Source organism: Curtobacterium sp. 1310 (genome assembly GCF_017834105.1).
GTDB lineage: Bacteria > Actinomycetota > Actinomycetes > Actinomycetales > Microbacteriaceae > Curtobacterium.
The window spans coordinates 190,204-203,112 of record NZ_JAFICY010000002.1 but is presented as its reverse complement, the minus strand read 5'-3'; the positions used below and the strand labels follow the sequence as shown (position 1 = coordinate 203,112).

7 protein-coding genes are annotated in these 12,909 nt (G+C 74.9%); 4 read left to right on the top strand and 3 right to left on the bottom strand.

Translation table 11 applies throughout. From position 1 onward, the window contains the following. Window positions 1-113 precede the first annotated feature (113 nt). Window positions 114-3,269 (top strand): UrvD/REP family ATP-dependent DNA helicase, encoded by a 3,156-nt coding sequence (locus tag JOD95_RS05055; protein WP_209683621.1) that lies wholly within the window; start codon window positions 114-116, stop codon window positions 3,267-3,269. A 110-nt stretch (window positions 3,270-3,379) separates the two neighbouring features. Continuing rightward, window positions 3,380-6,652: an ATP-dependent DNA helicase gene (locus JOD95_RS05050; RefSeq protein WP_209684429.1), complete on the top strand. Its 3,273-nt coding sequence runs from the start codon at window positions 3,380-3,382 to the stop codon at window positions 6,650-6,652. A 179-nt stretch (window positions 6,653-6,831) separates the two neighbouring features. On the opposite strand, the gene JOD95_RS05045 is transcribed toward JOD95_RS05050, so the two are convergent. Further along, window positions 6,832-7,830 carry a phosphotransferase gene (locus JOD95_RS05045; protein WP_066652883.1) on the bottom strand — a complete coding sequence of 333 codons (999 nt, stop codon included), beginning with the start codon at window positions 7,828-7,830 and terminating at the stop codon, window positions 6,832-6,834. Between the two features lie 119 nt (window positions 7,831-7,949). On the opposite strand from JOD95_RS05045, the gene nudC reads away from it, so the two are divergent. After that, window positions 7,950-8,885: an NAD(+) diphosphatase gene (gene nudC / locus JOD95_RS05040; protein WP_209683619.1), complete on the top strand. Its 936-nt coding sequence runs from the start codon at window positions 7,950-7,952 to the stop codon at window positions 8,883-8,885. Next, window positions 8,882-10,636 carry an ATP-dependent helicase gene (locus JOD95_RS05035; RefSeq protein WP_209683617.1) on the top strand — a complete coding sequence of 585 codons (1,755 nt, stop codon included), beginning with the start codon at window positions 8,882-8,884 and terminating at the stop codon, window positions 10,634-10,636. Before nudC ends, JOD95_RS05035 begins: the two co-directional genes overlap by 4 nt. Here JOD95_RS05035 and JOD95_RS05030 read toward each other — a convergent pair. Both JOD95_RS05030 and JOD95_RS05025 read right to left on the bottom strand, forming a co-directional pair. Continuing rightward, the gene (locus JOD95_RS05030) at window positions 10,527-11,384 is read right to left on the bottom strand and encodes a hypothetical protein (protein ID WP_209683615.1); all 858 of its coding nucleotides are present in this window, start codon (window positions 11,382-11,384) and stop codon (window positions 10,527-10,529) included. The genes JOD95_RS05035 and JOD95_RS05030 overlap by 110 nt on opposite strands. A 60-nt stretch (window positions 11,385-11,444) precedes the next feature. Beyond that, a complete protein-coding gene (locus JOD95_RS05025; RefSeq protein ID WP_209683613.1) occupies window positions 11,445-12,866 on the bottom strand; it encodes a zinc-dependent metalloprotease in 1,422 nt (473 codons plus the stop codon). Window positions 12,867-12,909 lie beyond the last annotated feature (43 nt).

Genomic DNA, 12,909 nt, shown 5'->3' with positions numbered 1-12,909 from the left:
ACAGCGTATCCGAGCGGTACCCCGTCGGCCCGGGCGTTCGCCGGGGGCGCACCGCCGACGGCGGTCCCGGTGCGTCGAGCGTTGCTGTCGGCCGTCCTCGGTACCGTGTCCGCGTGCCCAGGACCACGCTGACGACCCTCCCCGAGGACGTCGGGGTCGTCCGCCCGCTCGTCGCCGACCCCGCGCAGGACGCCGTGCTCGCCCTGCCGGAGGGCCGGCACGCCGCCGTGCTCGGCGCGCCGGGCACCGGCAAGACCACCACGCTCGCGCGGCTCGTCGCCGACCGGCTCTCCCGTCCGGACGCGGTCTCGCCGGACGGTCACGCCACGGTGCTCGCGCTGACCTCGGCCCGCACCGCAGCCACGGCGCTCCGCGATCGCCTGGCGGCCGCGGTCGACCGGGCGGTCCCGGGCGCGCTCGCCCGGACGGTCAACTCCCTGGCCTTCCAGGTCGTCGCGCACGCCGCCGCGCTGCAGGGGCAGGAGCCGCCGACGCTGCTCACGGGTGGCGAGCAGGACCGCATCATCGCCGACCTGCTCGCGGGGCACGAGACCGACGGGGTCGGACCGGAGTGGCCGGCGCCGATCACCGCCGTCGTGCGGGAACGGGCCGGCTTCCGCACGGCACTCCGCGACGTGATGATGCGCGCCGTGGCCGCCGGGGTGGAGCCCGAGGACATGCGGGAGCTCGCCGACGAGCGCGGTCGCCCCGAGTGGCGCGCGGTCGGTGACTTCGTGGACGAGTACCGCGCAGCGGTGACGGCCTTCCGTGGCAGCAGTCTCGACGCTGCGGAGCTCGTGGCGTTCGCGACCGCCGCGGTGCTGCGACACGAGGTCCCGGCGAGTGTCGCCGCGCTGCGCCTGGTCGTCGTGGACGACACGCAGGAACTCGTCGAGGGCGAGGTCGCCCTGCTCGGGGCGCTCGCCCGCTCCGGGGTGCAGGTCGTGGCGTTCGGAGATCCGGACATCGCGGCCTCGGCGTTCCGCGGTGCGGAGCCGGACGTGCTCGGACGCCTGGCCACCCGGCTCGGTGTGGCGCGCGTCGACGAGGTCGTGCTCGGCACGGTGCACCGGCACGCGGCACCGGTCCGGGAGCTCGTCGGCGCGGTGACGGCGCGCATCGGGGCCGCCGCGGCCGGACGCCAGCGCACCGCCGTCGCGTCGACGACCGGTGCCCGGAGCGACGCCGTGCTGCACCTCGAGGCCGGCAGCCGTTCGGCGCTCGTCGTCGCCGTCGCCCGGCGCCTCCGTGAACACCGGCTGCTGGACGGCGTGCCGTGGCACCGGATGGCCGTCGTCACCCGCAGCGGAGCGGCCATCCCGGAGCTCGTGCGTGCCCTGTCCGTCGCCGAGGTGCCCGCGACGGCCGGCGCCGCCCCGGTGCGCCCGCGTGACGACAGCGCTGCCCGGGCGCTGCTCGACGCCGCCGCGGTCGCGCTCGGGGTGCTCCCGCTCGGTGCCGACCTGGCGACGTCGTTCGCGACCGGACCCCTCGGGGGCCTGGACACCCTGGCGATGCGACGTCTCCGGCTCGCCCTGCGTCGCGAGGAACTCGCGGGCGGCGGGACCCGTACCGCCGACGAGCTGCTCGTCGAGGCGCTCGGTGCCCCCGAACGGCTCGCCACCGTCGACGCCGGCTTCGCCCGACGCGCGACCCGACTCGCCCGCAGCCTCGTGCAGGCGCGGGCGGACGCCGCCGCGGACGCCAGCATCGAGGAGATCCTGTGGGGACTGTGGGAGCGCAGCGGCCTCGCGACGGCCTGGGGCGGGCAGTCCGCGGCAGGAGGTGTCGGGGCCGCCGAGGCCGACCGGCACCTCGACGCCGTCGTCGGGCTCTTCACCGCGGCGAAGCGCTTCGTCGAGCGCACCCCGGACGCGCCCGCGCGGGTGTTCGTCGACGACCTGCTCGGCGCCGACCTGCCCGAGGACTCCATCGGCCCCGACCGCACGGCCGGACGCGTGCGCGTGCTCACCCCCTCGGCCACGATCGGGCTCGAGTGCGACGTGGTCGTCGTGCTCGGGCTCCAGGACGGTGTCTGGCCGAACACCCGGGTGCGGGGGAGCCTGCTCGACCCGGACGGGCTGGTCCGCGCAGCCGCCGGCATCGACGACCAGACCGTCGACGACCGGGCAGCCGTCATCGCGGACGAGCTCCGGTTGTTCGCCCGCGCCGTCTCCCGCGCCACCACCCAGGTCGTCATCGGCACGGTCGCCAACGACGACGAGGCACCGTCGCCCTTCGTCCGGCTCGTCCCGGTGCCGCCGGACCGGCAACCGACCGTGCACCCGCTGTCGCTCCGGGGCATGGCGGGTTCGCTGCGGCGCCGCGTCGTCGCCTCGGGCGACCACGAGGCCGCATCCGCCCTCGCACGGCTCGCCGAGGCCGGGGTCGCCGGTGCGTCACCGGACGAGTGGTACGGGACGGCCGAGCCGACGACGGAGGACCCGCTGGTCGACGTGGACGCCCCGCCGGCGCCCGAGCACGAGGACGGTGAGCCGGTCGCCCCGACGGTCGCGGTGTCGCCCTCGCGCATCGGCACCTTCGAGGAGTGCCCGGTGCACTGGTTCGTGCAGACCTTCGGTGGCAGCGCGCCGAGCCCGGCGATGGGCATCGGGACGATCGTCCACGAGGCGATGGAGCAGGCCACCGCGGTCGACGTCGAGTCGCTGTGGGACCACGTGGAGGGGCGCTGGGACGAGCTGACCTTCGAGTCGCCGTGGGTCGCCGACCGCGAACGCGCGCGGACCCGGCGGATGATCGAGGGGCTCAGCGACTACCTGCGCACGTTCGCGAGCGCCGGTCGACGGCTGCTCGGCGCGGAGACGTCGTTCGCACTCGTGACCGGGCCGGCGCGGATGCGCGGCAGCATCGACCGCATCGAGGTCGACCCCGACGGGCGGGTCAGCGTCGTCGACCTGAAGACCGGCCGCTCCATGCCGAGCGAGAAGAACGACATGCCGGAGCACCCCCAGCTCGGCGCGTACCAGCTCGCGGTCGAGGACGGCGCGGTCGAGGGGGTCCCGGCGGGCGCGCCGATGGCCGACGCCCGACTCGTCTTCGTGCAGAACCCCCGCTCGGGACAGGCGTACTCGGAGCGCACGCAGCACGCCTTCGACGACGAGGCGCGCGAGGCCTACCGGGAACGGTTGCACGCCGTCGCGCGGGGGATGGCCGGCCGGACCTTCCTGGCGAACGTCGACGACCACTGCGACCGGGCGCGGACCGGCGTCGAGTGCCGCATCCACGTGGTGGGGGAGGTGACCTGGTGACGACCGGTACCGACACGCAGCCCGGGGCCGACGCAGGTGTCGACACCGCCGCACCCCCGGCGGCCCACGACGCCGACGCGCCCCCGGCGGCCCACGACGCCGACGCGCCCCTGGCGGCCCACGACGCCGACGCGATCGCCGACGCCCTCGGCCGACCGCGCCCGACCGACCAGCAGCGTGCGGTCATCGAGTCGCCGCTCGCTCCCGCGCTCGTCGTCGCGGGAGCCGGCAGCGGCAAGACGGAGACGATGGCGTCGCGGGTGGTGTGGTTGCTCGCGAACGGGTTCGTCCGTCCCGCCGAGGTGCTCGGGCTGACGTTCACCCGCAAGGCGGCCGGTGAGCTGTCCGTGCGCATCAACGACCGGATCCGTGCGCTCGAGGACGTCGGGCTCCTGACCGCCGGCGACGCCTTCGAGGCCCCGACGGTCTCCACCTACAACGCGTTCGCCAACGCCGTGTTCCGCGAGAACGCCCTGCTGGTCGGACGCGACGGCGAGTCCCAGGTGCTCACCGAGCCCTCCGCCTGGCAGCTCGCCCGTCGGGTGGTCGTCGGTGCGCGGGACGACCGGCTCGCCGGGCTCGACCGCGACGTCGACACCGTGACCGCTGCCGTCGTGGCCCTCGCCGGGGCGGTGTCCGAGCACCTCGTCGACCCGGCCGACCTGCGTCGCTTCGCGATCGACTTCGGTGCGCTGCTCGAGCTGCCCGGGAACGCCAGGGGCAACCCCTACAAGGCCGTGACCGACACCGTCGCAGCGATCGGAGCGCTGGAGCCGCTCGTCGACCTCGTCGAGGAGTTCCGACGGCAGAAGGTCGACCGCGGCTTCGTGGAGTTCTCGGACCAGATCGCCCTCGCGCTCGCCGCGGCCGAGTCCGCCCCGCGGGTGGTCGACGACCTGCGGAGCCGGTTCCGTGTGGTGCTCCTCGACGAGTACCAGGACACCTCCGTGGTGCAGACACGCTTCCTCGCCCGGCTCTTCCGCGGACACCCGGTGATGGCGGTCGGCGATCCGCACCAGTCGATCTACGGCTTCCGCGGGGCGAGCGCGGCGAACCTGGCCCGCTTCCCGCGCGACTTCGCGGTCGCACCGGTCGCACCGGTCGCACCGGACGCACCGGACGCACCGGTCGCACCGGACGCACCGGTCGCGGGGACGGACGGTGCCGGAACGCCGGCGCCGGTGACCTTCGCCCTGTCCACGAGCTGGCGCAACCCGGTCGACGTGCTCGCCGGCGCGAACGCCGTCGTCGACCCGCTGTCGGCTGCGTCGGAGGTCGCCGTGGAGCGACTCGCGCCGCGACCCGGTGCGGACGCCGGCACGGTGACGGCCGTCTTCCCCGAGACCCTGCCCGAGGAGGCGGACGCGGTCGCCCGCTGGTTCGCGGACCGCCGGAGTGCCTCGCCGGAGGGCTCGATGGCGCTGCTGCTGCGCTCGCGGAAGGACCTGTCGGCGTTCACCGCCGCGCTCGGTGCACACCGGGTGCCGTTCCACGTGCTCGGCACCGGCGGCCTCCTGCAGCGACCCGAGATCGTCGACCTGGTGGCGTGTCTCCGGGTGCTCCACGACCCGGCGGCCGGCAACGACCTCATCCGCCTGCTCGCCGGCGCACGGTGGCGGGTCGGTGCCGCCGACGTCGCCGCGCTGCACGAACTCGCCCGCTGGCTGTTCCGCCGCGACCACACGCAGCAGCGCCTCGACGACGAGCTGACCGCGGCGTTCCGCGCGTCCGTCGCCGCCGGGGAGCACGGATCGATCGTCGACGCGCTCGACTTCGTCGCGAGCGCCCCCGACGAGCACGGCGCCCTCGAGGGCATCAGTCCCGCCGGCCGCCAGCGGATGCGCGAGCTCGGGCAGCAGCTCGCCGCGCTCCGGGCCCGGGCGGCCGGGGACCTGGTCGACTTCGTGACCCTGGTCGTGCAGGAGATGCGGCTCGACGTCGAGGTCGCCGCCCACGAGCAGGGGAGCGCCGCCTTCCTCGACGCGTTCGTCGACGAGCTCGCCGGGTTCGTGACGACCGACGACCGCGCCGACCTCGGTGCCTTCCTCGGCTGGATCGACGCCGCCGCCCGCCGCGACGACATGGGCCCGCGGTCCGAGGAGCCGGAGGCCGGCACGGTGCAGATCCTGACGATCCACGGGTCGAAGGGCCTGGAGTGGGACGCGGTCGCGGTGCCGCGGCTCGTCGAGGGCGCGCTCCCCGCCCGACCGCAGGAAGGATCCTCGGGGTGGCTCGGCTTCGGCCGCCTGCCGTACGAGTTCCGCGGGGACGCCGACGAGCTCCCGCGGCTCGAGTGGCGGGGGCACGCGGACCAGAAGGGCGTCGTCGACGCCATCGAGGCCTACAAGGAGCAGGTGAAGGCCCGGAACGAGGACGAGGAGCGTCGGCTGACCTACGTGGCGCTGACGCGGGCACGGCACGACCTGCTCGTGTCCGGGTCGTCGTGGGCCGGCGGGGTCAAGCCGACGCCGCCGAGTCGGTACCTCCGGGACCTCGTCGCGGCAGGGGTCGTCGCTGCCGACGCCGTCCCCGACGGCACCGTGCACGAGGAGAACCCCCTCGGCGGGGACGGGGCGACCCAGACCTGGCCGCACGTGCCGTTCGGGCAGCGGGGTGCCCGGGTCCTCGCGGCAGCCGAGCGCGTCCGGAACGCGAACCCCGGTGCGGCCGGGCGCTTCGCGGCGGACATCGACCTGCTGCTCGCCGAGCGGCAGGCTGCACGGTCGGACCGGCGCCGCGTCGCGATCCCGCACCGTGTCCCGGCCTCGGGGTTCAAGGACTACATCGGCCAGCCGGACGCGGTCGCCGAGCGCCTGCGCCGGCCCATGCCGGAGCGGCCGTACCGTGCGACCAGGCTCGGCACGCTCTTCCACCAGTGGGTCGAGCAGCGCGCGCGCAGCGGTGGCTCGCTCGAGACCCTCGACCTGTGGGACGACGAACGCGACCTCGACGCGGACGAGGCCGTGGACGCCTCGACCGACGCCGCGGTCACCGACGACGACGCACGACGACTGGCGGCGTTCCAGGCGACCTTCGCCCGGTCACGCTGGGCCGACCTGACCCCGGTGGAGGTCGAGCGCGAGATCCACATCCCGTTCCTCGGGCACAGCGTGGTGTGCAAGCTCGACGCGGTGTACGAGATCGACGGTCGCGCCGAGGTGGTGGACTGGAAGACCGGCAAGGCACCGACCGGCACGGCGGACCTGGCCGCGCGGCAGCTGCAGCTCGCGCTGTACCGGGTGGCGTACGCCGAGTTCACCGGGCGACCGGTCGACGAGGTGGACGCCGTCTTCTACTTCGTCGCGGACGACCTCGAGGTACGGCCCACGGCGCTGCTCGACCGTGCCGGTCTCGAGCGCGCCTGGCAGGAGGCGCTCGGCTGATCCGGTGCGTCGACCGGCCGGGTGCGTCGACCGGCCGGGCCCGGTGCGTCGGCCGGCCGGATCAGGGCTGGGCCGCTGCGGCACGTGGACCGACGCCGTGTCGGACGGGAGGCGCGGGGCGGGGCCGCGGGGAGCCTCCCGTCCGATGGGTGGTCGCGACGGACGGGGCGGCGGCCGGGTCAGCCGTGTCGACGCTCGGTCGACGACAGCAACTGCTCGACCTCGCCGATCTCCATCGTCTCGGGGGAGACCGACTGCAGCGGCGCCGCGCTCGGGGTCTGCACGGCGTCGACCAGCCGGTGCATCATCGCGACCGCGTCGTCGACCACCTCGGTGCTCTTCGCCTGCACGCCGTGCAGCAGCCACTGGGCGGTCTCGAGCTCGTGGTGGACGCGGGCGCGCTGGGCGAGCTGGCGGTCCCGACCCCCGCCGTTCGCCTCGTACGCACTGATCACGGTGTCGAAGGCGTCGCGGTGACCGGCGAGCACCCAGGCCAGGTCCTTCGCGGGGTCGCCGAGTCGGAGCTCGCCCCAGTCGAGGACGCCGGTGACCGAGTCGCCGTCGACCAGGACGACCCCGGTGCCCAGCGCGCCGTGCACGACCGTCGGGGTGAACTGCCAGAGCTGCTGGTCGCGCGCAGCGCCCTCCCACCGTTCGACGAGTGCGGCGGGCACGAGCTTCGTGGCGACCGCGCGGTCCATCACGGAGACGGCGGAGCGCAGGACCTCGAACGGGGTGAGCGACGGCAGTCCCGCGTCCGTCACGAAGCTCGTCGGCAGCTGGTGGACGGCCGCGACGGCACGGCCGACGGCGGTCGCGAGGTCGGGACGCTCGGTCAGGTCGCGCAGCGTCGGGTGGGTGCCCGGCACGTAGGTCGTGACGATCGCCCGGGTCGAGCCGATCGGCGCCTGACCGCGGTACTCGGCCACGGCGAACGGCAGACGCGAACGGATGCCGGCGCTCAGGGCACGGATCGCGACGAGGTCCGCGGACTGCCGGGCCTCGGCCCGCTGGTTGCGCGGGCGACGGATCGCACTGAGCGCGCCGTCCGCGTCGCGGAGGACGGCCGACTCGTAGTCACCGGAGGCGGCCGAGCCGAGTGTGCGCGTGCCCGTGACGACCAGACCGGGAACGGCCGTGGTCGCCAACGCGGCTAGAGTGAACTGGGATCCCGCCATGCCCCTCAGGGTAGGTCCGCGTCCGGTGCCGGAGCGCACGCCACGCTGGCCTGTGCAAGCCCGGGCACCGTCCACAGGGTCCCGTTGAGAAACCCGTCCCGATCGAGGAGCACCCCGCCGTGACCGTCGAGTTCGCCGCCAGACTCCCGCTGTCCCGCAACGAACTCGACCGCGACGCGGAGTTCCGGACCACCCCCGACCTCGACCGCGTCCTGCGCGCCGACCCGGACACCCGGTGGCTGCCGGTCCGCGGTGCCGAGCTGCTCCGTGACGCCGACGGCGCGCTCCGGTTCGTGGGCGCCGACGCGGTGCCCGAGCACGCGGTGACGCTCTACCTCGGCCGAGCGGTCACCGACGCCGCCGACGCTCCCGCCGGCACGCGCTTCGCCGCCGCGCTGCTCGACGCGACGGCCGCCGCCGCGATCGAGCCCGACGACGGGGCGTGGTCGAGCCTGCGCATGTTCGGCACCGAGCTGTCCGCCCGCGACCAGGGCCTCGCGGTCGAGGCCGTCGCGATGGCGAACTGGCACGCCGTGCACGGGTTCTCCCCGCGCACCGGCTCGCCGTCCGACGTCGTCAGCGGCGGGTGGGTCCGCCGCGACCCCGAGGGGCACGAGCTCTTCCCGCGGACCGACGCGGCGATCATCGTCGGGGTCACCGACGCCGACGACCGCATCCTGCTCGGGTCGAACGCCGCGTGGGACGCCGACCGCTACTCGCTGCTCGCCGGCTTCGTCGAACCGGGGGAGTCCCTCGAGGACGCCGTCCGCCGCGAGGTCTGGGAGGAGTCCGGCGTGCGCGTCGAGGAGCCCGAGTACCTCGGGTCGCAGCCCTGGCCGTTCCCCGCGTCGCTCATGGTCGGCTTCCGCGCACGCGCCGTGGACGGCGATCCCTCGACCGCTCGACCGGACGGCGTCGAGATCCTCGACGTCCGGTGGTTCTCGCGCGACGAGGTCCGCGAGCGTGCCGGCGACACCCTGCTGCTGCCCGGCCGCACGTCGATCGCCCGCGCGATCATCGAGGAGTGGTACGGCGGGCCGCTGGACGTGCCGTGACCGATCCCCGCGCGGCGACCGGTGCCGCACCGGTGCGCCCGCCGTCGCCGGACGAACTGCTCGCGGCGCTCGACGCCGAGCAGCAGACCGTGGCCCGGACGTTGCTCGGCCCCGTCGCCGTGCTCGCCGGCGCAGGGACCGGCAAGACCCGGGCGATCACCCACCGGATCGCGTACGGGGTCGCGACCGGCACGTACTCGCCGAACCACGTCCTCGCGCTCACCTTCACGACACGGGCGGCCGGGGAACTCCGGTCGCGGCTGCGCGCGCTCGGCGCCGGGACGGTCCAGGCGCGGACCTTCCACGCCGCGGCGATGGCACAGCTCAGCTACTTCTGGCCGGACACCGTCGGCGGGCACGCCCCGCGCATCGTGGAGTCCAAGGGACGGGTCATCGCGCACGCCGCCGACACGGTCGGGATCCACGTGGACACCCCGGTGCTCCGCGACCTCGCGGCCGAGGTCGAGTGGCGCAAGGTGCAGATGCTCACCTACGACGAGTACGAGGCCGCTGCGGCCGACCGGGTGATGCCGCGGGACACCCCGCCCCGGCGGGTGATCGACCTCATGAAGGCGTACGAGCAGCTCAAGGACGACCGTCGGCAACTCGACTTCGAGGACGTCCTGCTCGCGACGCTCGGCATGGTCGAGTCGGAGCCGCGGGTGGCCTCGTACGTCCGACAGCAGTACCGGTTCTTCGTCGTGGACGAGTACCAGGACGTCTCGCCCGTGCAGCACGACCTGCTGCGCGCGTGGCTCGGCGGCCGCGACGACGTGTGCGTGGTCGGTGACGCCAGCCAGACGATCTACTCGTTCGCGGGCGCGTCGAGCCGGTACCTGCTGGGCTTCGGGTCGGAGTTCCCCCGCGGGTCGGTCGTGCGCCTCGAACGGAACTACCGGTCGACGCCCGAGGTGGTGCACGCCGCGAACACCCTGATGCGCGGGCAGCCCGGTGCGCTCGACCTCGTCGCGCAGTCCGCCGAGCGGGGCCCGGAGCCGGAGGTGCTGCCCTGCGTGCACGACGGCGACGAGGCGCAGACCGTCGCCCGTCGCATCGGCGAGCTCGTGGCGTCGGGAGCGGCGTTCGGCGACTGCGCGGTCCTGTTCCGCGTCGGCGCGCAGTCCGCCGCGCTCGAGTCCGCCCTCGGTCGCGCCGGCATCCCGTACCGGGTGCAGGGCGGCACGCGGTTCTTCGACCGGCCCGAGGTGAAGCTCGCGGTGCACCACATGCGCGGCGAGGCCGTCCGGCAGACCGACGACGAGCTCACCCGCCGGGTCGGGCTCGTGCTGCAGCTGAGCGGCTGGACCCCGACGCCGCCGGACGGCACCGGCGCGGTCCGCGACCAGTGGGAGGCGTTGCAGGCGGTCATGGGCCTGGCCGAGGCCGCGCCCGCCGGCACGACGATGCAGCAGTTCACGCAGGACCTGGTCGACCGTGCGGCGACCCACCACGAGCCGGAGCTCGACGCTGTGACCCTCGCCACGCTGCACTCCTCGAAGGGTCTGGAGTGGCCCCACGTCGTGGTCGTGGGCGCCGCCGAGGGGCTGCTGCCCATCTCCCACGCCGCGACCGACGCCGAGGTCGACGAGGAGCGCCGGCTGTTCTACGTCGGGCTGACCCGCGCGCGTCGCTCGGTCACCGTCACGTGGTCACGGCAGGGTTCCACGCGCGGGGGTGCCCGGGCGCCGAGTCGGTTCCTGGCAGCGCTCGACAGGCGCACCGAGGGTGCTGTGCCACCGGCAGCAGGCTGACCGTCAGGTCGTCGCGGTCGAAGACGACCTGCTCCGTCGTGGGGACCTGGGTCCGCAGGGGCAGGCGCTGCACGAGCATCCGCACCGCGGCCGATGCGACCGCTGCGCGTCGCCAGGGCGACAGCGGTGCTGCCGGCCGACCCCACACCTGGGCGGCCAGCGCGGGCCACGCCGGGTCCTCGTCCACGCGGGCGTACTCGACACACTGCAGGCACGGGCCGTCGCCCGGGACGACCACCGGCCCGAGCCGGATCCGACCGTCGCCGACCACGAGCGACAGGTGCGGGGTCCCGCGCCGCGCCCACGCCGACCGGAGCGCCGGGTCGACGACGTGGTCGACGACGACCACCGCGAGTGCGGGGGTCGGGTCCGGCAGCACGACCGGCCCACCGCGGCGCGCGGCCGTCCGGGCCACCGTCACGCCCTCGCCGGAGAGCATCTCGGCGACGGTGTCGGCGAGGACGCCGTCCCCGTGGACCTCGACCCGGGCGAGCGGCTCGGGCAGGACGTCGACGACGGCGGGGGAGGCGTCACCGAGCACGCGGGCCGCCACCTCGGGCCTGCACCCCGTCGTCCCGGCGAGGGCGGTCAGGGCGTCGCGGCTCGTCTCCCGCCGGAGCGCGCAGAGGAAGCGCTCCTCGGCCACGGTCGGGACGGGGACGACGGCGCGCGGCGGGTCGACGCCGAGCTGCACGGTCCCCGGGTCGCGCCAGACGAACTCGAGCGTGGGGTCGATGCGGATGCCCATGCACCCACGCTGGCGGAACGGCCGGCCCCGTGGGGACCGGCCGTCACGATCTGTGGAGAACTAGCGGGGTCCGGCGCCGGGGGTGTCGTCGCCCGCAGCGCGGTCGTCCGCGGGGCCACCCTCGTCCTCGATGCCGCCGCTCTCGTCCTCGCGCGGGCGGTCGCCGGAGGCGTCGTTGAGCAGGTCCTCGAGCGCCTTGTCGAACGCGTCGTCCTCGGCGGAGCGACCCGGGTTCCGCAACCGCAGCACGAAGGCGTCCGGGTCGTCCACGTCCTCGGACGTCGGCACGGCGTCGAAGTGCGACCACAGGGCGTCGCGCTCCTCGGCCCCGAACTCCTCGGTGACGCGCTGCCAGAGCGCAGCGGCCTCGCGCAGACGGCGGGGGCGCAGCTCGAGGCCGACGAGCGTGGCGAAGGCCGACTCGGCGGGACCACCGGCGGCACGGCGACGGCGGACCATCTCCGCGATCGCGTCGGACTTCGGCAGCCGGACCGTCGCGGCGGCGGTGACCGTGTCGACCCAGCCCTCGACGAGCGCGAGCATCGTCTCGAGCCGGCCGAGCGCGGCTTCCTGCTCGGGCGTGCGCGGCGGGATGAGCGCCCCGGACGCGAGTGCGTCGCGCAGCTGCTCCTGGTTGGTCGGGTCGATCTCCGAGGCCAGTTCCTCGACCCGGTCGAACGGGATGTGGATGCCCCGTGCGTAGTCGGTGATCGACGAGATGATGTGCAGCCGGAGCCAGCGGGCCGACCGGAAGAGCCGGGCGTGCGCGAGCTCACGGACGGCCAGGTAGATCCGGACCTCGTCCTCGGGCACGTCGAGGCCCTCGGCGAACTCGGCGACGTTCTGCGGCAGCAGTGCGGCGACCTGCTCGTCCAGGAGCGGTACGCCGACGTCGCCGCCGGAGACGACTTCCTTCGACAGCTGCCCGACGACCTGGCCGAGCTGGATCGCGAACAGGGCGCCGCCGACGCCGCGCATCGCCTTCGAGACGTCGCCGAGCATGGCCTTGAGCTGCTCGGGCGCGCGCTGGTCGATCGCCTCGGTGAGCGCGTTCGCGATGCTCAGCGCCACCGGCTCGGCGATCTGCGCCCAGACCGGGGTGGTGGCCTTCGCCCACTGCTCCCGCGTGTACAGGCTCGGCGTCGCGGTGAGCTCGGGGACGCTCGTGGCCTCGTCCAGCCAGAGCGCGGCGACCTGGAACGCCTGGTCCGATGCCTGGGCGGTCGCCGGGTCGACCGGGTGCCCGCCGTCGCGCGCGATCGCGGTCGCACGCTCGGACGCGACCGAGAAGTCGATGCCGTCCCTGCCCGACTGCGCCGCGCGCTGGAGCTGGCTCATCAGGTTCGCCACGAACGCCGGGTCGTTCGGCAGTCCGGCCGCGCCCGCGAGCTGCGACGGGTCGATCTGTCCCTCTCCGGAGAGCAGCTTGCGCAGCATCTCCTGGAAGTCGTCGTCCGGCCCCGGCTGCGGTTGATCAGGCATGACGACTACGCTAACCGCTGCTCACGGGGCCGCGCCCGGGATG